The 21850-nt window shown below is 42.1% G+C and carries 25 protein-coding genes; 17 read left to right on the plus strand and 8 right to left on the minus strand.

The genetic code is table 11. From position 1 onward, the window contains the following. Window positions 1–2 precede the first annotated feature (2 nt). Genes LQ777_RS10130 through LQ777_RS10140 form a run of 3 tightly spaced genes read left to right on the plus strand, consistent with a single transcriptional unit; the run spans window position 3 to window position 1735 of the window. A complete protein-coding gene (locus tag LQ777_RS10130; RefSeq protein ID WP_232562397.1) occupies window positions 3–476 on the plus strand; it encodes a hypothetical protein in 474 nt (157 codons plus the stop codon). Continuing rightward, window positions 473–1126 carry a hypothetical protein gene (locus LQ777_RS10135; protein WP_232562398.1) on the plus strand — a complete coding sequence of 218 codons (654 nt, stop codon included), beginning with the start codon at window positions 473–475 and terminating at the stop codon, window positions 1124–1126. The genes LQ777_RS10130 and LQ777_RS10135 overlap by 4 nt, the downstream gene beginning before the upstream one ends. Before the next feature lie 12 nt (window positions 1127–1138). Beyond that, window positions 1139–1735, plus strand: coding sequence for a hypothetical protein (locus LQ777_RS10140; RefSeq protein WP_232562399.1), 597 nt, complete (start codon window positions 1139–1141; stop codon window positions 1733–1735). Here the strand turns inward: LQ777_RS10140 and LQ777_RS30665 are convergent. Together LQ777_RS30665 and LQ777_RS10145 are read right to left on the minus strand one after the other, a co-directional pair. Beyond that, window positions 1685–2218, minus strand: coding sequence for an RES family NAD+ phosphorylase (locus LQ777_RS30665; protein ID WP_425276931.1), 534 nt, complete (start codon window positions 2216–2218; stop codon window positions 1685–1687). The genes LQ777_RS10140 and LQ777_RS30665 overlap by 51 nt on opposite strands. Before the next feature lie 13 nt (window positions 2219–2231). Beyond that, entirely contained in the window at window positions 2232–2711 is a 480-nt protein-coding gene (locus tag LQ777_RS10145) for an MbcA/ParS/Xre antitoxin family protein (RefSeq protein ID WP_232562400.1), read from the minus strand. 426 nt (window positions 2712–3137) lie between these two features. Here LQ777_RS10145 and LQ777_RS10150 point away from each other — a divergent pair, with 426 nt between their 5' ends. The 12 genes from LQ777_RS10150 (at window position 3138) to LQ777_RS10200 (ending at window position 14613) form a co-directional block, all read left to right on the plus strand. Beyond that, window positions 3138–4097, plus strand: coding sequence for a restriction endonuclease (locus LQ777_RS10150; protein ID WP_232562401.1), 960 nt, complete (start codon window positions 3138–3140; stop codon window positions 4095–4097). 210 nt (window positions 4098–4307) lie between these two features. Then, window positions 4308–6050: an ATP-dependent nuclease gene (locus tag LQ777_RS10155; protein WP_232562402.1), complete on the plus strand. Its 1743-nt coding sequence runs from the start codon at window positions 4308–4310 to the stop codon at window positions 6048–6050. A gap of 271 nt (window positions 6051–6321) precedes the next feature. After that, window positions 6322–7797, plus strand: coding sequence for a pentapeptide repeat-containing protein (locus LQ777_RS10160; protein WP_232562403.1), 1476 nt, complete (start codon window positions 6322–6324; stop codon window positions 7795–7797). Between the two features lie 105 nt (window positions 7798–7902). After that, window positions 7903–8109 (plus strand): helix-turn-helix domain-containing protein, encoded by a 207-nt coding sequence (locus LQ777_RS10165; protein ID WP_232562404.1) that lies wholly within the window; start codon window positions 7903–7905, stop codon window positions 8107–8109. Window positions 8110–8426: 317 nt separating this feature from the next. Next, a complete protein-coding gene (locus tag LQ777_RS10170) occupies window positions 8427–9269 on the plus strand; it encodes an antA/AntB antirepressor family protein (RefSeq protein ID WP_232562405.1) in 843 nt (280 codons plus the stop codon). A gap of 54 nt (window positions 9270–9323) precedes the next feature. Further along, window positions 9324–9686, plus strand: a complete 363-nt coding sequence (locus LQ777_RS30670; RefSeq protein ID WP_425276946.1) for a LytR/AlgR family response regulator transcription factor — start codon at window positions 9324–9326, stop codon at window positions 9684–9686. After that, window positions 9683–9994, plus strand: coding sequence for a hypothetical protein (locus LQ777_RS10175; RefSeq protein ID WP_232562406.1), 312 nt, complete (start codon window positions 9683–9685; stop codon window positions 9992–9994). The genes LQ777_RS30670 and LQ777_RS10175 overlap by 4 nt, the downstream gene beginning before the upstream one ends. Continuing rightward, complete coding sequence (locus tag LQ777_RS10180) at window positions 9987–11228, plus strand: phage integrase SAM-like domain-containing protein (RefSeq protein WP_232562407.1); 1242 nt, start codon at window positions 9987–9989, stop codon at window positions 11226–11228. Before LQ777_RS10175 ends, LQ777_RS10180 begins: the two co-directional genes overlap by 8 nt. Window positions 11229–11298: 70 nt before the next feature. Beyond that, window positions 11299–12147, plus strand: a complete 849-nt coding sequence (locus tag LQ777_RS10185) for an HNH endonuclease (protein WP_232562408.1) — start codon at window positions 11299–11301, stop codon at window positions 12145–12147. Window positions 12148–12271: 124 nt separating this feature from the next. Next, entirely contained in the window at window positions 12272–13087 is an 816-nt protein-coding gene (locus LQ777_RS10190; protein ID WP_232562409.1) for a hypothetical protein, read from the plus strand. Window positions 13088–13129: 42 nt separating this feature from the next. Further along, window positions 13130–13522, plus strand: a complete 393-nt coding sequence (locus tag LQ777_RS10195; protein WP_232562410.1) for a hypothetical protein — start codon at window positions 13130–13132, stop codon at window positions 13520–13522. A 371-nt stretch (window positions 13523–13893) separates the two neighbouring features. Further along, window positions 13894–14613 (plus strand): hypothetical protein, encoded by a 720-nt coding sequence (locus LQ777_RS10200; RefSeq protein WP_232562411.1) that lies wholly within the window; start codon window positions 13894–13896, stop codon window positions 14611–14613. Window positions 14614–14790: 177 nt separating this feature from the next. Here LQ777_RS10200 and LQ777_RS10205 read toward each other — a convergent pair whose 3' ends face one another. Both LQ777_RS10205 and LQ777_RS10210 read right to left on the minus strand, forming a co-directional pair. Continuing rightward, window positions 14791–16080 (minus strand): Y-family DNA polymerase, encoded by a 1290-nt coding sequence (locus LQ777_RS10205; RefSeq protein WP_232562412.1) that lies wholly within the window; start codon window positions 16078–16080, stop codon window positions 14791–14793. After that, the gene (locus LQ777_RS10210) at window positions 16064–16567 is read right to left on the minus strand and encodes a LexA family protein (protein ID WP_232562413.1); all 504 of its coding nucleotides are present in this window, start codon (window positions 16565–16567) and stop codon (window positions 16064–16066) included. The genes LQ777_RS10205 and LQ777_RS10210 overlap by 17 nt, the downstream gene beginning before the upstream one ends. Window positions 16568–16689: 122 nt before the next feature. Here LQ777_RS10210 and LQ777_RS10215 point away from each other — a divergent pair, with 122 nt between their 5' ends. Beyond that, window positions 16690–17010 (plus strand): hypothetical protein, encoded by a 321-nt coding sequence (locus LQ777_RS10215; protein ID WP_232562414.1) that lies wholly within the window; start codon window positions 16690–16692, stop codon window positions 17008–17010. A 107-nt stretch (window positions 17011–17117) separates the two neighbouring features. Here LQ777_RS10215 and LQ777_RS10220 read toward each other — a convergent pair whose 3' ends face one another. The 3 genes from LQ777_RS10220 to LQ777_RS10230 all read right to left on the minus strand — a co-directional run bounded on the left by LQ777_RS10220 (window position 17118) and on the right by LQ777_RS10230 (window position 20156). Beyond that, window positions 17118–17471, minus strand: coding sequence for a hypothetical protein (locus LQ777_RS10220; protein WP_232562415.1), 354 nt, complete (start codon window positions 17469–17471; stop codon window positions 17118–17120). A 550-nt stretch (window positions 17472–18021) separates the two neighbouring features. Then, window positions 18022–18258, minus strand: coding sequence for a hypothetical protein (locus LQ777_RS10225; RefSeq protein WP_232562416.1), 237 nt, complete (start codon window positions 18256–18258; stop codon window positions 18022–18024). Window positions 18259–19074: 816 nt separating this feature from the next. Next, window positions 19075–20156 (minus strand): IS3 family transposase gene (locus LQ777_RS10230; protein WP_232562417.1). Its coding sequence is split into 2 segments (ribosomal slippage): window positions 19075–19904 and window positions 19904–20156, totalling 1083 coding nucleotides; the frame shifts between segments, so codons are not numbered across the junction. 685 nt (window positions 20157–20841) lie between these two features. Here LQ777_RS10230 and LQ777_RS10235 point away from each other — a divergent pair. Then, on the plus strand, window positions 20842–21099 hold the full coding sequence (locus LQ777_RS10235; RefSeq protein WP_232562418.1) for a hypothetical protein: 258 nt from the start codon (window positions 20842–20844) through the stop codon (window positions 21097–21099). 88 nt (window positions 21100–21187) lie between these two features. Here LQ777_RS10235 and LQ777_RS10240 read toward each other — a convergent pair whose 3' ends face one another. Then, window positions 21188–21682, minus strand: a complete 495-nt coding sequence (locus tag LQ777_RS10240; protein ID WP_232562419.1) for a hypothetical protein — start codon at window positions 21680–21682, stop codon at window positions 21188–21190. Window positions 21683–21850 lie beyond the last annotated feature (168 nt).

Raw genomic sequence — 21850 nt, forward strand, 5'->3', positions numbered from 1 at the left:
AGATGCGACTCTTTTTATTCTTATCCTTCGTTCTGCCTGGATGTCTGGCTTCTGCCCAGATGAAGCAAGGTGCTGACGGCACGACGCGCACTAACAACCTTTCGGATCTATCCAGCATGGCCCAGGCGCGCTATAACCTAAAACTAAGCTACTCCGATATCCGGGGTTTGTTTTCGGTGACCGGTTACGGTAGCTACGATCCGCTAACGGGTGTTTTTACCATCACGACGCCAACCTGGTCGAATCTATCCGGCAAACCAACGAAGCTATCGGAGTTCACCAACGATCTGAACTTGGCTACGCTAGGGCAGATCAACGATGCGCTGGCTGCCAAGCAAAACGCCTTGACAACGAGTACGAATCTATCCGTTGGGTCAGTCACAGCGCTAGGGGGCTTGATTCTTAAATCACCCAACGGGACGCTGTACAAACTGATTGTCAGTGACGCGGGTACCTTATCCACCACAACGCTATGAAAAAGCTACTTGTCCTGTTTCTTCTCACGCTCAGTTTGTCCGGTTTCTACGTAGCCGATAACATGCATTTGCCGGTTGTGCAGACGGTAGCGGACTTGAAGCTCAAAGCCGTTTCGCCCTACACGCCCGTGTTTGTGCTGGCAAGAAACGATCTGTCGGATGGGCTTGGCCTCGGCGCGATCTACTACTGGAAGCCGGATGCGACCGACGCTGAAGACATGACGTTTCTTAACGTGATTGGTAGTAGCGTCAGTGCGACGGGGCGATGGATGCGATTAATTGTCCGGACGCAGCAATTGCCGGGCGGTATACTGGTGTCGAACTCCGGTAAGAAGGAATACTTTACCTCCATTGTGACGAGCGCGCAGGGCAAAGCAACGATCAATCTGACCGCAGACGGCACAGCAACCGGTACGGCTTTGTTTTCAACCATCTATTCCAACAGGTGCGAGATGGTGGGGCCGATGCCAACGAGTATCAACAACGCGATTCTAGAATACACAGAGAGCGTGAGCAGTGACAAAAAGCAGACGACCCACCAGTTCTACAAGGGCAACTCCACCGCCGTGGGTGCGCTGGGTCTAAGCGTCGTTTCCTTTACCGCAGCGCCTGCGTCTGTTTCCGCCAATTGTACGATTGCCGGCTTTTAATAATCCTTTACTATGCATAAATCCTTTTCCGAAGCCCTCGGCGCTAACTTGATCGAAGTTGCCGTACTACACGATGGCCTGCCGTTTGTTGTGAATGGTACGCAATACTACCGCGCTACACAGGATGGTATCAACATGCTGATGGGACGCTTTCATGCGCTTTCTGATACCATCCGTCGCCACGATCAATTGAAACTAGCGTCAGAGCACATCGATACGGCATTGGCTACGTACGATATGCTATTTCGCAGGATCAGAGCGCAGGCAAACTTAGATATTGAACAGGTATTAGATGCTGTTACCGAGGGTATGATACTAAATGAACGCTTAAAACAGCGTAAGGATATGGGGCTTTCTGTGGAGCAGGTGTACGAAATAGCGAGTATCTGGTTTTTCTCGGAAAACGAAGATCCCGGCGCTGTCGATTTCGAGATTAACCGCAAAAAGATTCTCGATTGGACGCAGTGGGAACGGGCTGGTGAGTTGTATAAAAAAATAGTCAGCTACTGTATACTGTTCGTTATAAGTGCCATCATATATACCAACAAACGGACAGCACTATTTTCTAGGAAAATATTTATTGATAACCTGGCGAAGAAGCAAATTTAGTGGCCTTCTTGTTGATAATCTTTTGTTAAAAGCTCGCTTGTCAAAAGAATAGGGCTTCTTTTCTATAATTTTGACATTATCTTTCGTGAAAAGAGGATGTAAAGGGTTTATTATATAATTAAAATCGCCGTCTATAACCGCAGACGGAACTTTCATGCAAAGATACTTTCCTTCGCTTAGCCATTTATCAGATATGATAAGTAGATCCTCGCTCAGTGAAGGCCAACTTGGAGGCAGATCGGTCTCACTTATTTCTAATATTGAGCTATCTGGTATTTGTATACTTATTCTAGCGAAGTTATTATCAGAAAGAAGAGTAGATTCTTTTAGATGCACCCAATATTCCCAAGCGCATAAGGAGGTACTTGCACCTGTATACAATACCGGAATTTTTTCCCTGTTCCATCTACCACCTATTAGGCTTGCGCCATATCCAGATAAGTCTTCAATGTACTTTACTCCACTTATTCTGTATACAATCATGTATCACTAAAAATCAAGACAAAATACCATATTCTAACCTCAGAAGTAACTTCCTGACCACTTCAACGCCTTCAGCCGTTGATAAAAGCTCGATAGGCTTTCTATTTTCTGCAAAGCTATTCGGAGTTGTTAACCAATCCAAAAAATCGTACTTCTCCTTGAATACATCTTTAGCAGAGGAATCCCACAATGACTCAAAGTAGGGAATGTCGTTCGTTGTAGGTCGGTATGATGACGAGACGTTGGCTATTCGCTGTAGTCTATCCCTTACCACATTAGCGACACTTTCACGTCTTCTTTGTTTCTTACGTGGTAATATTTTGAAACCGCCGTAATCTTCGACGGTGTCTAGAAAGACTTGATCGTTAATGTTTAACGTTATTGAAGCTCCCCTTGTGCTAACTGTTACTTCTTCCCCGGTGTTGTTCAGCGAAATCCTGTAAGTCCTGTTGTCTGGATCGTAACCTACAACCGTACCTTCGCGCTCTTTCATAAATTATGTGCCAAATGGCGTTACAAGCTGTTTGTGACTATACCTATCAATCTAATTATGGGATTGAAGATATTGTATCCTACAACTAATTGGAAGTAGTCCTGCCGTTATGAGAGCTACTCTTGGAGTTTTACTTCTAATAAAGAAACGTAGTAAAAGTGCGTAAAGTTTAGCTAAAGTCAAAGCACATATAAAAGTACAAATATGCTATGACAAAGATGCTTCAGTAAAGAAGCAGTATTACAGTGATATGGCACAGATGCTACTGAAGTTGAAGTTACGCTAGAAATTTTACCAAATGAGAAAGAATCGCAAGTTTATAGTATTATTATCTTTGTCGTTTTAGTAGGTATAGTCTATATAGTTTCAGGTTGTGACTTGATAAACAGTGACTTATAAAAATAGATAAGTTTTATGTAGCAAATTATGGCTAAAAGGTGTACATCAGACGGCAAGAGCTTAGAAAAGCTAGTTTCTCGTATTTATGAGACTCTAAAAGGCAATCCGCTTGCAGAGGTCCTTCACGACGTTAAACTAGACAATACTACCGGTAGAAAATCTCAGTTTGATGTGATCATAAAAAGCAAAGTAGCAAACTTTGCCCTTATGATTGCGATAGAGTGTAAAGATTATAGTAAACCTGTTGAGAACAATCAGATACATGATTTCATTGTCCGTTGCGAATTAGTGCCAGGAATCAGTCGTAGAGTATTTGTTGCTGTAAATGGCTACAGGTCAGGAGCGAAGGCTGTTGCCAAGGCCAAAGGGGTTGATCTTTACGATTTAAAAGAAGTCTCACCAGAACTACTTTCTGGTTGGATACAGGTCAGTAGCATCAAATCTGCTCATCTTAGCAACAGGGTTATAGAAACTGTAACGTTTTGTACAAAGGATGGCCGTGAGGTGGAAGTTAAACGAGAAGATATTGGTCGAGATCATTTCTTCATTCAACTTGGTAGGCGACCTCAGCCAGTAGCTAGTGTTATCATAGACTTAATAGAACAGTCAACGGATATTTTTGATAAGTATGCGAGTGATGAGTTCGGCAAAGAGACTGAGTGGGGTAGTGATGGGAACTCAATTATTATACCGATGCCGCTTAACTTCAATATGAGTGAAAAGCGTTTTGGAATAATGTTAGATGGGTGGCCGGTAGAGCTGGATAAAGTTATTGTACTTGTAAATTACATATACAGTATAACGCAAGGTAGCAATGTTAAGGTAAGATCATATAAAGCTAATGAAGGTCAGGTACAAGCCGAGATCGTGTCAGGAAAATCAGGGGAGCACGGCTTTGAGTTTATTCGGGATGTGGTCAATGGGGAAATGAAAATGTATGCTTTTCATTCTTCAGGGCAACTAATCGAACTAAGGCGAAGTGTTTAAGGGTCAAGACTGCGTTTGACTAACCAATTACTGTGACTATACAGCTTAAAACCAATATCTGTAAATAAACAAGTAAGTAGGAGAATACCAAGGGTGTAGATTTATCTACCAATTATACATGTATTCCTATCGTAAAATTATAAGTAGCACACTCACAAATTAGTTCGCGCAGCTATAAAGTATTATCATTAAACAAAAGCAAACCTATATATGAAGCATCTAGAAGGGCGTATTGTTGTTGATGCGCGACCAAAGATAGAAGATAGTGAACTAAATGTTTTTATTGAAGAAGTCTCCTTCAGAAGTGGAGAAAGAATTCAATTGAAACCTGATCAAATTGTAATTTTTGTAGGTCCTAATAATGCTGGGAAAAGTGCATCATTGAAGGAAATACACACAGATGTGCAGAAAAAAGTAGACGAGAAGGTAATTATAGATGAAGTAAGGCTTAATAAGTCTGGTACATCCCATGATATTCGAGATTATCTTTTAAAGATTGCAAAAAAGGATGGCATAAATGATGGTTATTACAAGATCGGAAAATCTGAGAGTATTCCTCTATCAAACGTTGATTATTTTTGGAGTGGACAAGAAAAGCTCCACTTGTTAGCTCCGCTATTTACCAAATTTCTTACTACTCAGGATCGGCTAAAAATGTCTAATACTCCAGAAAGTATAGCTACATTAACTGATAGTCCGTCTCACCCTTTTCACTTTTTACAAATAAATGATACGTTCGAGAGAGAGTTTAGTAATCTATTTAAGCAAGCATTTGGGTTAGATCTAATTGTAAATCGAGGAGCCGGTAAGCATGTTCCTGTGCATATCGGAGAAGCTCCCAAAATAGATGATGGTCAGGACAGAGTGTCCTATGGGTATCTTGAAAAACTATCGCTTCTCCCAACACTTGAAAAGCAAGGTGACGGAATGAGAAGCTTTGTTGGAGTGCTTTTGAGTTCATTTGTTGCCTTTGAAAATATATTATTTATTGATGAGCCAGAAGCCTTTTTACACCCTCCTCAAGCTTATTTATTGGGTAAGATGTTAGCCAATGATGTGCCTCCTAGTAAACAAATATTTCTATCAACACATAGCGAAGATTTATTGAAAGGCCTAATAGATAAAAACTCCGATAGGGTGAAAATAATTAGGATAGAACGAAGTGGGAATACAAATCGAATAAGCGAACTTAATAGCGAGGATATAAAAGCTCTTTGGCGAGATCCACTTTTAAAGTATTCAAATATATTAAGTGGGTTATTTCATTCTAAAGTAATTGTTTGTGAAAGTGACGGTGATTGTCGTTTTTTTGGAGCAATAGTAGATGCTTTGACAAATGACAAAGCTCAAGTTAAACCTGATATATTGTTTGTTCACTGTGGAGGCAAGCAACGAATACCAGTGGTTGTAAATGCGTTATTTAAGTTAAGGGTAAAGCTGTTAGTTGTTTCAGATATTGATATACTCAATAACGAAACTCCACTAAAAGATATATATAGTGGCTTAGGGGGAGATTGGCCTGTCTTGGAGCCATTATGGAAAAGGTTGAAAAGTCAGATAGAAAGTAAAAGGCCGGAATTAGAAACAAGTGATGTACTAGCAAGCATTGAAAAGGTTCTAGGGGCTGTAGATCCCAAAGAGAGAGTATTTCCTAAGGAGCATGTCGAAGCAATAAGAAATGTGCTTAAAAAAGTAAGCCCGTGGTCAGAAGTGAAAAGCTCTGGTAAGTCATTTATACCAGCAGGGGAAGCAACTAAACTATTTACAGAAGTAATTAATCTCTGCAAAGCTGTTGGGTTAAATGTAGTCGAAGTAGGTGAGTTAGAAGGATTTGATAAAACCGTAGGTAATCATGGACCTAGATGGGTAAATGAAGTACTTGAGAAAGATTTAAACAATGATCCTGGGCTCGAGGAAGCTCGTAGATTTGTCGGATCATTAATGAATCAATAGAATCCATTATAATTGATTACGTTGGCTTCACTTGTACATAACACCCACTGCCTGCGCTTGACAGTGGGTGTTATGTACAAGTGAAGCCAGCATTAATAACTGTTATTAAATGAATAGACTCTCTACTTTTCTCAATAGGTTCAAGGCAAATAACCAATCATTCGTACTTCGATTAAGAAAGCTAGAACTCTGGGCTGGAATATGGCGAAATATTGGTACTGCGTTCGTAGTAGTACTAGTGTTAGTGCTTTCATTTTCTGTATTTGTTTTCGTGGATGAAGGAGGTAGTTTCTCTTCGTTACTATTCGATGGTACACCTAAACCCCTTTTTAATATCAAAGATGTACTGATCGGTGTTTCAGGATTAATTGCCATTTTCGCTACAGCGTGGCGCTACAAACTTCACGAAATAGAGAACCTACTCAAAACTAGAGACGCTGAAATAAAAGAACGAGATAGTACTATCAATGATAGTAAGCGATTAGATGATCAATTTGCAAAGGCTGTAGAATTACTGAAAGAGGACAACGACATTACTGTACGAAGAGGTGGAGTATATATATTGAAAAATTTAGCAATTAAATCTCCTCAACATCTGCAACAGTGTATTGACTTGCTATGCTCGTTAAACAATTGGATGGGTTCTGCATTGCAACAGGATAAAGAATTTTTTTTAAGAGTAGATAGACATGGAAAGCAGTGGCGATCTCAGAATTTTGAGCTTAATTTAGAAGATGTTCAATCACAGAAAGGTAATGGTGAACAAACAGATGTTTCAAATTATGAAAAGTCTTTTAGAAATAAGCAGATTATAAGTTTAGAGGTACTTAAAGTTGTGGAAAACGTAATAGTAAATTATTCTATTAGGAAAAAAGATGTTGTTGGGATTTTAGATTTATCGGGATATAATCTATGTAATATGGTTTTAAGAGATATAGATTTAGAGGGATGGGTAAAATTCAACTATACGAATTTGCACGCTTCTCGTTTCTCGAATGTAAAGCTAAATAAGTTAAACTTTACAAATGCTAATCTAAGTTTTTGTTCTTTATTTCAGTGCTCGGCAAAGGAAACGGTTCTTTCTCATAGTCAATTAGTGTGTGCCAAGCTTTTTGAGGTAGATCTCCGGTGTGCTAAATTAAGACATACGAACTCTGTTGGCATAGATTTATATAATGTCGAACTTCAAGGCGCAGATTTGCGGGACTCTGACTTCAGGGCTGCCTTCTTTGACTTAGTCCAAATGCAAGGGGCTGATATGGAAATTCTTCATGTTGGAAAGAATTTTTCTATGTATACTAAGACAAATTTTAATGGCGTCATTTTTAATAAATCATGTATAACTGGTGCTGTCTTTAATGAATTAGCTCAAGAGATTTATTACCTTAATCATACAGACAAATGGAAAGGGGCTAAAATAAGCTCATTATTAACTGAGTACGATTGGAGTGAAGAGGCACATAGGAATTTGACTGAAGCATGGGAGAGGTATATCAAGTTTAGAGATGAGCTAATAAAAAGGTTGGCGTTCTATCAGGCGTCAAATCTTAAACTCACAAGTAATGTACAGGAAATATGTACTCATTGGCTATTAGTATCAGGAGGTAACCGTTTAATTATTGATAAATTCAAAAAAAGGTTTGATAACTATGATGAAAAATTAAACAACGCATTTCTTGATGAGCTTAAAACTTGCTATTTAAGCTCTGTAGGTACCAATCAGATCAATAACGATTCTACCTTGTGAGGATGTAATCTAACTATTATGATATAATAATTATTAAACCGTTAGCTAACCGTAAAGGCTTCATATTTCATCATTACGCTATATTTGTTCCGTAACACTGTAGCCATGTCAGAAATCACAGAACAGGTAGGAAGTCAGATTAGAGAAGCTAGGAGAGCCAGGGGATTAACCTTAAAGGAGGTTGGTGAGCGAATGGGAGTGGCAGAAGCAACGGTAAGTAGATATGAGAAGGGTGGGCAAAATCTAACAGTAGAAACACTTCATAAAATTGCAGAAGCACTAGGTCTAAAATTCGGCGTGTTCTTCAAGTGATCTTTTTTTGTTATATAACTTGTTATATATAATCAGTTTTGTTATATTTGTATTGTCAATGAGGAACGGAAAAGGCGATATAGTACCGAGGAGGTTGCCCGCTGGACTGTATGAGAATCAATAGACAATAAAATGCCCCAATGCTAGAAATCCTGGCAGACCATAGCAAAGGGGCTTGTAAACCAAACCTATCAGATTTATGCTTACGGAGCAAAACTACGCATCCGGCGGGGAAACTACAACCCTAACCGAAGGGGCTACAGCTATAGCCCAAAGTTACCCTGTCAATTTCTGGACTGAGTTTATCGGCTAATGCTATGAACTCACTTATCGCAATTACTTCGGATGGACAAGGTTCGTCGGTAGTATCGGCTCGTGAACTACATAGCTTTTTAGAGTCAAAGCAGCAGTTTGCCGATTGGATCAAGAACCGAATTATCAAATACGGCTTTCTTGAAGAGGTGGATTACGTAACGCTTTCTAAAAATTTAGAAACCGACAACGAAGAGGGTTTTTCCGAAAATTCAGAAAAACTCGACAAAGAGGTTTTTCATAAATCTATGAAAAACCCCAAAGGCGGCAGAGTAGCAACCGATTATGCCCTAACGCTGGATATGGCGAAGCAACTGGCTATGGTTGAAAAGACAGAAAAAGGGCGGCAAGCTCGACTGTACTTCATCGACGCGGAAAAGGCTTTACGTAAAACCCTGTCAACGCCCCCCGCCGTTCCTTCGACCGAGCAAGTCTTAATCCAACTGGTAGCCCAAAGCAATCAGCTACTCGCCAACCAACAAGAGCAGCTTAGCCAACTTCGGGCCGATATGGATTCTATCATGCGTGGTCAGCGACCAACACCCCAACGCAAACAGATTGCCAAGCCCACACCTCGTTTAGTTGGTCCGCCAAGGGCCAATCCACTGACAGGGGCTTTGCGCTCAACTATCAACAAAAAGGTTGGCGAGTACTGCGGTTATCACGGAGCCGAACAGGGCGCAACGTATAACTACCTCTACAAGCGCATGAATGATGTATACGGGGTGAACGTCTACCGGCTTAACCGGGCGGCTGGTGAGAGTTTATTGGATGCTTTAGAGCAGTACGGCCAACTCGAAAAGCTGTATTCGCTGATAATGGCTGAACTGACCTACGTAGAAGAATGAGCTATGCAAACGGCACATACTACGGTTCATTGCCTCGCTGTAAGTGTAGGGCAAATGGTTCGCTACGTTCCCGCTAGTTTGATCCTGCGTATAGAGGGTTACGGTAACTATTCGTGGATTTATACGAAAAACGGAGAACGGTATTTAGTCAGCAAAACGCTGTCGTACTTGGAATTACATTTGCCGTTTTTTTGGCGGGTTCACAAGTCGCATTTGGTCAATCCTCAGTACATACAAGGTTGTATTGCGTCAGTTCGGAGAAATAGCCTTCTAAGGCTCAACAATAACCAATCAGTCACGGTAGCGCGTCGCTTGAAAGCAACGGTTTGCCGACTCTTAAAAGAAAAACCCCACCCAAAGACGCCAATCGAACAGGTGGGGCTGGTAGTGCCACAATCTAACCATGAAATCAGATGAACACCACAACTCAAAGTAACAACGAAACGGCCCAAAGCGCAAGCCCGCAAGTGACCGTTGTCACCCCTCAAGGAACGGTTCTCACTCGCGAAGATGCCAACTTAATTGACATGATGCGATGCTTACCGCAAGTAGACTGTTTACGAACCGAGCTAAGAAGCTGGTTTCTGGCTTATATAGCTAATACAGAGTTGAATAAGGCAAGCCTTACCTGTGACTACTACGAAATGCTGGATAGTTTTTTAGGTGTCGTTATCAGCAAAGGCATTGAGCAACTAGCGCAGAAAGGAGGGGAGGCTAATGTATAATTCATTGTTCATCAATTTCTATTTCCGTAAGTCTACTACGGACCCTACGCTCGGCTCGGTCAACGTTCGGGTAACAGTCAACGGTAAGCGGATTACATTGGGTACGGTTACGTCGGTAGCCGATTCCAGCCTCCCCAAATCGGTTATGATTCAGCGCGATCATTGGGATAAGCGTAAATTGAAAGTAAAACCACAGTCGCCACACGCAACGCTGTTGAATAAAGCCATTGCCGACTGTGAGCAGAAGCTCCAGAAGGTCTACGCCCAGCACGAAAGTTTCGACCAGAAAATGACCGCCAACGGCTTGAAAGGTGTCGTCAAACATGGTCAGCGGATGCTACTCACCTTTCCGTCACTCATTGACAAGTTCTTAGAAGAGAAGGTTGCTTTAAAAACCAAAACTTCGACCGTCGATACGTATCGGTTTAAGATTCGTCCGCTACTGGCTTTTTTAGAGTCTGAAGGTTCATCAGACCTGCCCGCCGTAGATTTCACTCCCGGCACTTTGAAACGCTACCGGACGTACTTAATCACGCAGCGGGGTAACGCCGACCGCAATGCCGACAAAAGTTGTCAGGTCGTGAAAACGCTACTCTTATGGGCGGCTGAAAGCGAGTTGATCCACAAAAACCCCTTGATGAACATTCGGATCAGGGTTGACAAAACGCCTAACCTGGAATGTGTGACACAAGAGGAATTGGCTATTTTGCGAGAAGCGGTCTTGCTCCCCCAAATGCGGGAAGTGGCAGACTGCTTCGAGTTTGCTTGCTATACGGGTTTGGCTTATCAGGACATGAAAACCCTGTCTCCTAAAAATCTACAACTGGTAGAAGGGAAACATTGTATAGTCGGCTACCGAATGAAAACGGGAACGGAGTACTGTATACCCGTTACGGAGCGGGTTTGGGCGTTAATGGAAAAATACGAGGGCATTAACCTGCCTTTACCAAATCTTGACGACTATAATCCGTTGCTCCGGCAAATCATGTTCTCGGTGGGTATCGACAAGCGGATTACCTCACACACGGCCCGTAAGACCTTTGCCGACTGGTGTATCAACGAAGTGGGTTTGTCAGAAGAGGCTACGATTGTAGCAATGGGTCAAAAGAACGCAAAGGAGTTGACCCCGTATCGGAAAACACGCCCTAAGCGTCTATTGGCTGAATTTCCTACGGATTTGATGCGCCGGGAAATCGACCGAGTGCCGTTCAAGCAGATCGTTAAAGCATCTTAAATAAAATCGTTGTCACGGCGGGTAGGATTAATCTTGCCCGCCGATTTTATAAACTTATTGAGCTTAAGCAATGCCACGTAAATACACAGATGAAGACCGGCGTAAAATTGTTGATTATTACGTAGCTGGACATTCTCTCAGGGAAGTCGTCGAACGCTTTACGCCAACTAATTATACGACTGTCTTTGAGTGCGTAAAAGCGGCAGGGGCTTTACGGTCAAACGAAATAGACAAAGACCGGCGCGAAAAGCTTATTGAATTATACCAGTCAGGAACTCCATTACGTAGAGCAGCAAAAGCGGCTAATATCAGCGAGGGAGCGGCAAACAGAATTTTAAAGCTTGCTGGTATTGACATTCGTAGCAAAAAAGGAGCAATTAATGAATGCAAACAGGATGTTGTATCGCTCTACTCGCAGGGGTTCACGCTAGAAGAGGTCGGCAATAAATTAGGCTTTTCTGTTAACGCCGTTTATCAGTTATTAAAGCGAGAAGGCATACAGGTTAGAAACCTTAAACAATCGCAGGTTTTAAACTGGCTTAGGCCGGAGTATCGAACAAAGCTGCTTATTAAGTTTGGCAGTTTTGACGGTAATAGTCCGTCATGGAAAGGCGGCATGGAAACGCCAACTAGACAAATTAGAGGTTCTAAAACATATTCCGATTGGCGAAGAGGTGTATTAGTGCGTGATAGGTTCACCTGTCAAGAGTGCGGTACAAAGAAGAATGTAAAAGGTAATCCGTTACACGTTGACCATATTTACCCATTTCGAAAGCTATTAGCTGACCATAATATATTTACCGTCGAACAAGCAGAAGAATGTCCTGAGTTATGGAACCTTGACAATGGGCGAACGCTGTGTAAAAAATGTCACTTGTCAACGGAAACGTGGGGCGGTAGGGCAGGGAAGCGGAGGTGACGAAAACGTATTGATTTTAAGGTAGAATCAATATTTTGCACTACTTTTAGGGTAAGTCATTCGACTTGGTTCAACTTTTTATTACGTCCTCTTATTTCTCAGCGACTGTTATGAAGACGATCTCATGTCTGATACCAACGGCCCATCAGCCAAGCAAGGCCCAATAAATAATACCCCTTTTAGAAATAAAGCATTCGTTGATGCTTATGAGGCTGGACTTGTTGAGCCTGCTACTCTCCACGACGGAACCCCGTTAATTGTTGCGGGTATTCAATACTATCGCGCTGCTCAAGATGGCATAAACATGCTTATGGGGCGCTTTCATGCATTAAGTGATACAATTCGTCGTCACGATCAATTAAAGCTGTCTGGTGAGCATATAGACACTGCGTTAGCCAGCTATGATATGTTGTTCCGACGAATCCGCGCTCAAGCCAATCTTGATGTTGAGCAGGTATTAGATGCTGTCACTGAAGGGATGGTATTAACGGAGCGTTTGAAACAACGCAAAGACATGGGGCTTTCTATAGAGCAGGTGTACGAAATAGCCAGCATTTGGTACTTCTCCGATCAGGAAGACCCAGGGGCGGTAGACCACGATCTAAACCGGAAGAAAATACAGGATTGGTGTAAATGGGATAATGCCGGAGAGCTGTACGCCACTTTTTTTTTACACAGTCCTATGGGCGATTTCTTGCCCTTGACGGAGCTATCCGACGCAAATATCCTGAGTTATTTACAGGTAGCGGGTCAACAGGAACTGTTGGACTTGACCAGGATGTTGCTGAGGTTGAACTCGAATGGTCCAAGCAACGGGATGACGAGCATTTTCGCATCGCGCAAGGCGACCCTAATATCATACGATATCTTATTCGAGCGACTATTGAGCAGTACTACGACTACCGTTCAGCCTTTGTCAGAGCCGAAGAACGACGAATAGCGAAACCCGAAGAATCCGAAGTAGAATAATTTAACCTGAACCATGCCCAAACCTAGCCTAACGCTCGTTCATCTTAAATCAAGTGTACAATACGACGGTCCGGACCTGATTACCCGTCACTGGTTTCAATGGTCCAACCGGAAAAGTCTGGGTAGCATCGTTTTGCGCGTCGAACTGTTGGATAGTGACGGTAAGGTATTGACCGAAGGGCGGTTCGAGCTAAAGAAAACGACGGTTACCGGTTATCTACCCAACGATGAGCAGGGCAATGAGCAACCGATTTACGATACGTCCGTTTGGCTTCAGTTGGATGATGTAGTGCGGGACGCGAAGCCCTGGCAGTTTCGCTATTTTACGGCTAATCTGCTCAGTAAGTCGGACAAAGTAACAGCCGATATGAGCGGCAAATTCGAAGATATAAGCCAGTTAGGGTAACTACTAATTTGCATATCAAATAGTAGGTTTTTTATAGTTCAAGTTTCTTCAACCTTTCTAGTACGTCCTCTTATCCTCCTACATTGCTATGATGACGATACGTGTCAGACCGCAACGAGTAAATGGAAATGCGTGAGCTAGGACAAGCAGCTTAGTTCTATATACTGTATTTAACGAAGTTGCCTAGTTCTGAATGGACTCGCGCGGTAGAGTATTTAAGTCACTAGTCGTGAGCCATAAGAGTAAATAGATAATGCGCCTTTTAATAAATTGACTTTCTAACTATTTCACTTTTAGGTAGATGATATCCAAAAGATGTATATTTTTAAATGTTTAATAGTTGTTTTTCCACATCTCATATTTCTTATATTATGAATAAATACTTTACTTTTTCCGTCTCTTCCGTTGCTACATTCTTTCTATTGCTTTCGACGCTAACCGTTTCTTGTTCAAAAAAATCAGCAGAACCCCGAAATCCACTAGCGTCTACTGCTCCTGACAATGGATTTTCAACTCAGGTTCAACAAATTATCTCAGTGCCTATCCTTGACAGCCTGAAGAAAAAGGGAATGACTATAAATGAAGGTGTCGTACCGCCCAAAATCAATAACATGTACTACCTAGACCCTAACATAATGGTGTCTTCATACGGACCAGAGGATACATATAAAACAGGGGATAAGTTTGTGAGCTACTATTATAAATTTTATGACCAGGATGATGCTGGCAACATTAAATACGATGAAGCATCGGTTAACTTGGTAGCTAGGGCCAATGCAAAAGGATCTGTCATTTCAGGGTATGGAAACAAATTCACAATATTTTCGCAAACAATTGGCACTACTTATAATATACCTAATAAAACGTTAGCTGTTATTTCCGGAGAGTTAACGGCAAATGGTGACATCAAAAATTGGCAGAATGCTCTTATCATGGTAGAGAAGACTAACGATGTTGATAAGAAATTAATTGAGGTTGGTAAAAACCGTATTTTTAAAGATGGGGATGGTACTACTTATAAAACAAACTATTTCCCGGCTCGATTAGGGGCTATGAGTGATGACCTACCTGCTATGGGTAGCTCTAATTAATATTGTAGTTAATTGGATAGTTAAGTAAGTCATCAACTAAGGCTCGATCAAATAAGATCGAGCTTTAAATTTTTCTGTGGATCGTCCTTTACAACAGAAGATATAGGTGCATTAGTTGACAACTTTGTGGTTTAATCGATATTCTCCAATAATTCGATGTTCCAATAAAGTACATGACTACTTAGCTACTAATATATCATCCCAACGAGTCGTGTATCGTTTCGATAGCCATTCCTGCTTCATTACCCATTCAGGATCTTTCATCTGACTAGCTAATCGAATGGTACTCTTTCCATAGCGGTAGTTTAGTTTGTCAACGACTCCAGCTAACTTAATAAGCTGCTCGTTTGGCCCCTCTACAAATACACCCTTTTGCCGGTAATCAGCAGGCACTAAGTCAGACAAAATGATACCCACTTTCTTAAAGTGATAACCGAAGGCAAATATGCTTTTCAAGGCTTCCAGCGCATAGCCTAATAGCTCCGGCGTACTACTAGTAGGGTGCGGTAGTTCGACCGTCCGTGAAGCGGAGTACTGTTTACTGGCTAGGTCGGGTCTGCCTAGGGTTCGCCGGAATTTATTGGTGTACAAAAAGATGGTTATAGCCCCACACAATGAGTTTTGTTTACGCAGCTTCTCACAGGCCCTTGATAGGTGGTTGGTCAATGCATCATTGATCATTTCCAAATCAGGAATGACGCCGGGAAAACTAGGAGCTGATATGATCGTCTTTTTGGCCGGGGCGTTTACCTCGATCATTTTGCAGGGAAGTCCTCGCAGCTCATGCACTAACCGAAGCCCGTTTACAGTCATTACTTTACTAATCCATTCGTCATTCACCTGTCGCAGTTGCAGAGCGGTTTCAATACCGTTATCCCGCAGCTTTCTGGCTGACCGCCCCCCAACGCCCCATAAATCGTCTATATCAAAGCTAGATAGTGCATTTGCAACGTTCTCTTCTGAATCCAGTACACAAACTCCTGCCAAGTCAGGGCTCTTTTTGGCAATTCGGTTGGCGACTTTGGCGAGCGTTTTCGTTGCGCCAAACCCAATGCAAACCGGCAGCCGTAAGCATTGCAGAACTGTATCACGAATGGCAGTACCAAGCCCCTGATAGGATGGGTATAAGCTTTCATAATCCTCGACCAGCAAAAACGCTTCATCAATTGAGTAAACCTCCACATCTTCGACAAAGCGGGTTAGTAGGCTCATTAATCGTGAAGAGGTGTCACCGTACAGGGTGAAGTTGGCCGACCGAACTTGTATTTGATGCGCTTCGATCTCATCCAATACCATATGCAGCGGAGCGCCCATTTTGATCGTACCCAAGCTTTTTACTTCCTGCGAACGGGCAATGATCGACCTGTCATTGTTGCCTACTACAACTAACGGTTTATCGTCTAGGCTTGGGTCGAAACTCCGTTCAACGGAGCAATACATATTGTTCACATCAACGAGTGCGTACATGGTCTTTGGCGGCTAGTAGTTCTTCCTGGCTCCACTTTTTAGGCTTTGAGACAAAGTGCGTCACCTTGCCCAGCACTTTGAATTGATCGACTTCGGGGTGTACGTAGATGGGTAAATAGTCGGGATTACTCGGAAACAGGGTAATCATTTTGCCGGAGCGAACAAACCGTTTGACAAAACAGTCTCCATTCACCCAGCCAACCACAATATCACCCGTACTGATAGGAATAGACGAATCGACTACGAGAATAGTACCGGGCCGGATTTCATCATTGATCATTGAGTCGCCTTCGACAAACACAAAGTAGGTAGTATCAACGTGTTCAACACAGAGATCCTGAAGGTTCAACCGCTGCTCAATGTGGGTTTCGGCAGGGTTACCAAATCCGGCGGAAACGGCAGAGCCAAACAAGGGAATAGGAACCCGTTGATTCGTGTCAACCTGCCATATATTTTCGTCGGGAATCGGATCAATGGTGTCTCTCATAGCGCCCTCTACTTACATAAAAGTGCTATAATATAGTTTTGTTATATTCTTCGCAAATTCTTATAGGATTATGATATAAATATGGAGCAATATCTTATTTTTAAGCCTGATAAGAACCCTATATGAACTACTATCTACGCTTTTTACGCTACGACAATCCGAGTCGTCAAACGACTACCCAAATTCATCCTGATATTGTGCAAGCAGACTTGCCTCGATTTGGCTACGGCCATATTGTACGGGTGGGTGACGATGCCGACGACCCTAAAACATGGCCGGTTTATATCGTAGCTCATATTGCTCACATGAAGCAAATAGCTGACCCTAAAGAAGCAGGGAAGAACGCCTTGCTGTATACTGTGTATTTGGCTAGGTACGAAGAGTGGCCGCAGTTTAAGCTGCCTGAAATGGTGTTAGAGCCGATTGGTGGAGAGTTGAAGTAACAAACAACGCCCGACAAAAAATCATTTTGTCGGGCGTTGTGTTGGTTGCGTAGTACCGCTTTGTAAGTGCCAACAATAGAATGAAAGCGGTCTAATTGCTTGGCTTTTTAACGACCAAGTTGTTGTTGAATTGAAAGACACCAGTCCAGTACGATTTGTGTATGCTCAATCAGCTTTAGAGATCCTAATAAATGGTTTGTTTCATCGGTAGTAACACCCATTTCTTTTCCAAAATCACTCAGGCCGCATCCTATCCTCTGCTTCAGTTGAATATGTTCAACGAGTTGAGTTTTGGTAGCATTGGTTATTAGGTAATGAGTACTCGTTTTTTCTTCAATAGCTCGTTGAAGAAGTGTGTTCCAGTACTGAAGCTGGCAAATCGCTTCCACCCAATCGCTTAACACACGGGAAAGATGCTGATCAATCGAATTGTCAGGAAAATTATTAATCGAATTAGGCATAGAGTTTTACAAATCTTTGAGGATAGACGAAGCGTTACTTACTGATTTGTAAATAATGGAAGGATGTTGATATAAGCTAATTAAAAGTAAATTTCTTATTGATAAGTTTATATGAAATAAAAGTCGTATAGGCTAATTTCTTCTCTACATCAACTAGATAACTCTTATCATGCAACCACAAAAAGCCCGGCTTCAAGAGCAGTCGGGCCAGGTTTAGAGGAAGGCAGTTAACTACAAAATTATTGACTGCTCTACATAAAGAGGATCTATTCGATCAAGTTGACATAGACTTTCGTGCATGACCCGTTTATATTGAGCTAACAGATTTACAAATTCATTCGAGTTCAGGGTCGAAGTTGTAATATTGTCTAATTCAGGATCTTGTAAATTCTCCTTATTCATATATGATGAAATGTATATTTAGTTTACCAAATGTAACTTTATTTTGTACTTGAATAACCGTTCAATATATAATTTAGGGAAAACCCGACACTAGAGAATGAAAGGTGATTTCACTACTCAGTAGATGTATAAGTTGAGTCTGTGCTTGTTATCGTTTGCCTTTAGCTAAAGCGTCTATTCGGCTAAACAGCTCAATGGTTCGCTGTTTGAGCCGCTCTTCTCGCCGGTTTATTCTTTCTACTTTTTTCACTAATTGCTCTGCATGCAGCATCGCTTTGTGGGAAGTAATGGATGCTTTTCTTGACAGGCATTTATAATCAACTAAATCCTTGTTGATTAGCGCCATCGCTTCTTTAGTGTTCGTGGATGACATATTCGTTGCCATTAAAAGTGCTAACTATTGACCTTGTATCCTAAACGATGACTACAAATAAGCCAGCCCCCAACCCCGGAAGCTGGCTTACTAAGCACCATGATTAAATAATCCACTCTTCTCTAACTGAGCTAACAGTCAATGCGTTATCAACAGTAAGGCAACGGCACAAATAAACCTGGACGTATTACCCCCAGGCTTACTAAATCCAACCGTATTAATAATACTAGCATAACACGCTGTGCGAAGAAGTAGGGTTTATAATGAGAATACGGCACAAATAAGCCCGAACGCATCGCACACGGGCTTAATTAACTACAGCTAACTCTATCTGCTTATTTTACTGGTGCTATCATTTAGTGAGTAGTAGGACAAATAAACCCGGACGTACAACATCCGGGTTTACTCAATCATACTTATTAATCCTCGTCATATAACATGCTGCCGTTATAAGTGCGATTTATAGTGAGAATATGGTACAAATAAACCCGAACGCATTGCGTCCGGGTTTACCAACCCACTACTTTATTAAAACCTTCCTACCTAACTTACTGCCGCTGATCCTGCGCTTTATAATGAGGCAAAGGCACAGCACAAATAAGCCCGAATGTATTACATCCGGGCTTATCAACTTAACCTAGAATGATTAGGCTTTAGATGCTTAATCTACTGTTCAAAAAAAAAAGCCCGACTTCATCGCGAGTCGGGCTTTTCAGTTAATCTATCCATATTATGACTAAATCGCAGGCATGACGCGATTTAGATAGTCAGATCAAGATAGGGCTTGATTGTCCTTGCCCCGTTCGGTGAGCCAGTTTTGACTAGAATTCAAGCCGCCTGGCGGTACTCAACCGGCGTCATAAACTTCAATGCTTGGTGAGGCCGTTCCGTGTTGTACTCCACTAACCACCCCGCCACTATTTGACGTACCTGCCGGATACTCGTAAAAATATGAGCATCTAACACCTCCCGGCGAAACGTCCCGTTGAACCGTTCGATATATGCATTCTGCGTGGGTTTGCCCGGTTCGATCCAATGCAAGCTCACTTCCTTATCCAAGCACCAATCCTGCAATGCCTTACTGATAAACTCGGGTCCATTATCACTGCGTAACCGCTCAGGTTTACCATACTGCTCCACTAACCGATCTAATAACCGGGTGACTCGTTGAGCGGGTAGTGAATAATCCACTTCGATGCCCAAGGCTTGTCGGTTATAATCGTCCACCACATTCAGGGTGCGAAACTTGCGACCCCTGGTTAAGTGGTCCGACGTAAAATCCAGCGACCAGCATTGATTGCAAGCCGTGGCTTTGGGCAGCGGCTTACGCACAGCCTCGGGTAGACGCTTTTTCGTCTTTCGTCGTAAACTCAATCCTAACTTTTTGTATAATCGCCTGACCCGCTTATGATTCACTAGCTCCCCCTGCTTGCGCAACCGGCGATAAATCTTGAGCACACCCCACTGTTTATGGCGTCGAGCCAACTGCTCAATCCGACAACACAGCGCTTTGTCCTTGTCTCTGATGGCGGCTGGCTCAGCCACTGCGTTGCGACTCAGACCCACCCAGTGACAGGCTTTACGTTGACTAATCTGTTTGTAGTCAACCATCCACCTGACTACTTCTCGACGTTGGGCGGGCCTCACCACTTTTTTGCCAGTGCCTCCTTGATGATTTCGTTTTGTAAACTCAGCTCGGCATACATCTTCTTTAGCCGCCGATTTTCGTCTTCCAGCTCTTTAAGGCGCTTTACTTCGGAGACCTGCATACCGCCATACTTGGCTCGCCAATTATAAAACGTGGCCTCGCTGATGCCATGTTGACGGGTGATCTGCGTGACGGTCTGTCCGCTATCCTGTTGCTTAAGAATCGCTACGATTTGCGATTCGGTGAATCGTGCCTGTTTCATTTCCCCTTTGTCAACCTGTGAAAGTTAGTTTTTTTACTCTACTTTTCACTGGCTCACTTTTAAGGGTTCAGGACATGATCCTTGCTTAAAGATAGTAATGTCAAAAGCAACTCCGACCAGAAACAAACGCGTAGTTCTATTAAACAATATGCTTAGCAATTAAGCTCTGGCATAGATTATGAACTTACCCGGTGGTTGGTTCGTCCGAAAACAGTTGGTAAATTTGAATTAAGAAAATGCCTTTTTTTTTAAGTTAGGAATCTTGGTACTGACCGCTGGATCTTCTGGCGGTTTTGTCTTTATAGACCAACGTCATCCCACTAATGTTGCCAACAAAAAAGCCCAGTGTCAATGCGCACTGAGCTTTTAATAGTCTATCTAAACAGGTTTAGGCTAATGACGGCCTAAACAGCTAATCGGTACCACTATTCATACCAGTGAACGGATTGTTACAATAAAAGTTCGATAAAACCTATAGGGTTTAGCTTATTAAAATAGTTACGTACTTATTTCAGATAGTTGTTGTACCAATTAATGCAAGAGTCGATAAAGGAAAGAGCATCGGTAGAAGGCCATGAACCAGGACAGACTTTTTTGTAGCTTTCTTTCAAATTCGCAAATGTTTGGTTTTTACGTGAAACAGTTAGCTTAGGGCCTATGTTATTTGATGCAATAGTTACTACTAATGCTCATACTTTTCTTTTTAGTAAAAAATCCAATAGGCGAAACCCACTCTTTGACTTACTGGGGTGAATCAATTGAAGACTGTTTTGAGTGTCTTAATGCGCTCGTACAGGGTAAATGGAAGTTGCTTGATGCTCAGTTGATGGAAAATGGCAAGCGGATTTCTTTACCTATAGAGGCTTTTGACGGCTTTTCGATGGATAAGCCGCTTCGACAACTTTCTCAAGAATGGCAGACTATATTATCAGAATCGACATAGGATTGAGAAAATTACACGAGCTCGGACACTGGCCGTAGTTTTTGACCCATGGATAATACTAGCGGGCGGGTGTGAATTGCTCGATCAATCACTCAAAGTAATCAACTGGTTGTAGATCTTTATTAAGTACTATCGATATAGTATCTGTTGGAATTTTTACATCAGCACGATACTTGTAAAAGAACTTGACCTTGTAGGCGTCCTTTGTCGGGTTAACTCTATTCCTGATAGCTGCCTTGGTTAACGAATCCTTTGCCAAGTAATACCTAGCGGTGTCAGAATAGCGATTGCCTTTTTTTATGTTTAAGCTATCAACGTAATACTGATTATCGATTGCTACTCGATAGCTTGATTCCTGGAGAGTCTTATAGCTATTATAATGGGCCAGGTAGTAGACGCTTTTGGTGCTATCAATGTAGTTACTATCAACCATAGCGTACTCGATAAGGTGTATGCCAAGCAATTCCGCATCTGGGTCGTATTGCCGAATCGCATTGACTAAGTCTTCTTTTACACTTTCTTCTTTGGACTGACAGTTGTAGACGAATATTACAAAGGATATAATGTATAGATGTAATTTCATAGTTTTATATACTTATATACAAAAATAACTAAACTGTTATGTATTAATATATTATAGTAGTAACATTTACTAATTGGTACAAAGAAGATGTAAGCTGATCAAATAATGAACTATAAGCCTAGATTGGTATCAAGGCCACTACCCAAGTTTAGGCTTGCCAAACCTACG

This window comes from Spirosoma oryzicola, assembly GCF_021233055.1.
Classification (GTDB): Bacteria; Bacteroidota; Bacteroidia; order Cytophagales; family Spirosomataceae; genus Spirosoma; species Spirosoma oryzicola.

Bases quoted from the DNA above. Each gene is read 5' to 3' on its own strand.
- LQ777_RS10130 (WP_232562397.1), top strand. From the start codon at position 3: ATGCGACTCTTTTTATTCTTATCCTTCGTTCTGCCTGGATGTCTGGCT.
- LQ777_RS10135 (WP_232562398.1), top strand. From the start codon at position 473: ATGAAAAAGCTACTTGTCCTGTTTCTTCTCACGCTCAGTTTGTCCGGT.
- LQ777_RS10140 (WP_232562399.1), top strand. From the start codon at position 1,139: ATGCATAAATCCTTTTCCGAAGCCCTCGGCGCTAACTTGATCGAAGTT.
- LQ777_RS30665 (WP_425276931.1), bottom strand. From the start codon at position 2,218: ATGATTGTATACAGAATAAGTGGAGTAAAGTACATTGAAGACTTATCT.
- LQ777_RS10145 (WP_232562400.1), bottom strand. From the start codon at position 2,711: ATGAAAGAGCGCGAAGGTACGGTTGTAGGTTACGATCCAGACAACAGG.
- LQ777_RS10150 (WP_232562401.1), top strand. From the start codon at position 3,138: ATGGCTAAAAGGTGTACATCAGACGGCAAGAGCTTAGAAAAGCTAGTT.
- LQ777_RS10155 (WP_232562402.1), top strand. From the start codon at position 4,308: ATGAAGCATCTAGAAGGGCGTATTGTTGTTGATGCGCGACCAAAGATA.
- LQ777_RS10165 (WP_232562404.1), top strand. From the start codon at position 7,903: ATGTCAGAAATCACAGAACAGGTAGGAAGTCAGATTAGAGAAGCTAGG.
- LQ777_RS10170 (WP_232562405.1), top strand. From the start codon at position 8,427: ATGAACTCACTTATCGCAATTACTTCGGATGGACAAGGTTCGTCGGTA.
- LQ777_RS30670 (WP_425276946.1), top strand. From the start codon at position 9,324: ATGGTTCGCTACGTTCCCGCTAGTTTGATCCTGCGTATAGAGGGTTAC.
- LQ777_RS10175 (WP_232562406.1), top strand. From the start codon at position 9,683: ATGAACACCACAACTCAAAGTAACAACGAAACGGCCCAAAGCGCAAGC.
- LQ777_RS10180 (WP_232562407.1), top strand. From the start codon at position 9,987: ATGTATAATTCATTGTTCATCAATTTCTATTTCCGTAAGTCTACTACG.
- LQ777_RS10185 (WP_232562408.1), top strand. From the start codon at position 11,299: ATGCCACGTAAATACACAGATGAAGACCGGCGTAAAATTGTTGATTAT.
- LQ777_RS10190 (WP_232562409.1), top strand. From the start codon at position 12,272: ATGTCTGATACCAACGGCCCATCAGCCAAGCAAGGCCCAATAAATAAT.
- LQ777_RS10195 (WP_232562410.1), top strand. From the start codon at position 13,130: ATGCCCAAACCTAGCCTAACGCTCGTTCATCTTAAATCAAGTGTACAA.
- LQ777_RS10200 (WP_232562411.1), top strand. From the start codon at position 13,894: ATGAATAAATACTTTACTTTTTCCGTCTCTTCCGTTGCTACATTCTTT.
- LQ777_RS10205 (WP_232562412.1), bottom strand. From the start codon at position 16,080: ATGTACGCACTCGTTGATGTGAACAATATGTATTGCTCCGTTGAACGG.
- LQ777_RS10210 (WP_232562413.1), bottom strand. From the start codon at position 16,567: ATGAGAGACACCATTGATCCGATTCCCGACGAAAATATATGGCAGGTT.
- LQ777_RS10215 (WP_232562414.1), top strand. From the start codon at position 16,690: ATGAACTACTATCTACGCTTTTTACGCTACGACAATCCGAGTCGTCAA.
- LQ777_RS10220 (WP_232562415.1), bottom strand. From the start codon at position 17,471: ATGCCTAATTCGATTAATAATTTTCCTGACAATTCGATTGATCAGCAT.
- LQ777_RS10225 (WP_232562416.1), bottom strand. From the start codon at position 18,258: ATGGCAACGAATATGTCATCCACGAACACTAAAGAAGCGATGGCGCTA.
- LQ777_RS10235 (WP_232562418.1), top strand. From the start codon at position 20,842: ATGCTCATACTTTTCTTTTTAGTAAAAAATCCAATAGGCGAAACCCAC.
- LQ777_RS10240 (WP_232562419.1), bottom strand. From the start codon at position 21,682: ATGAAATTACATCTATACATTATATCCTTTGTAATATTCGTCTACAAC.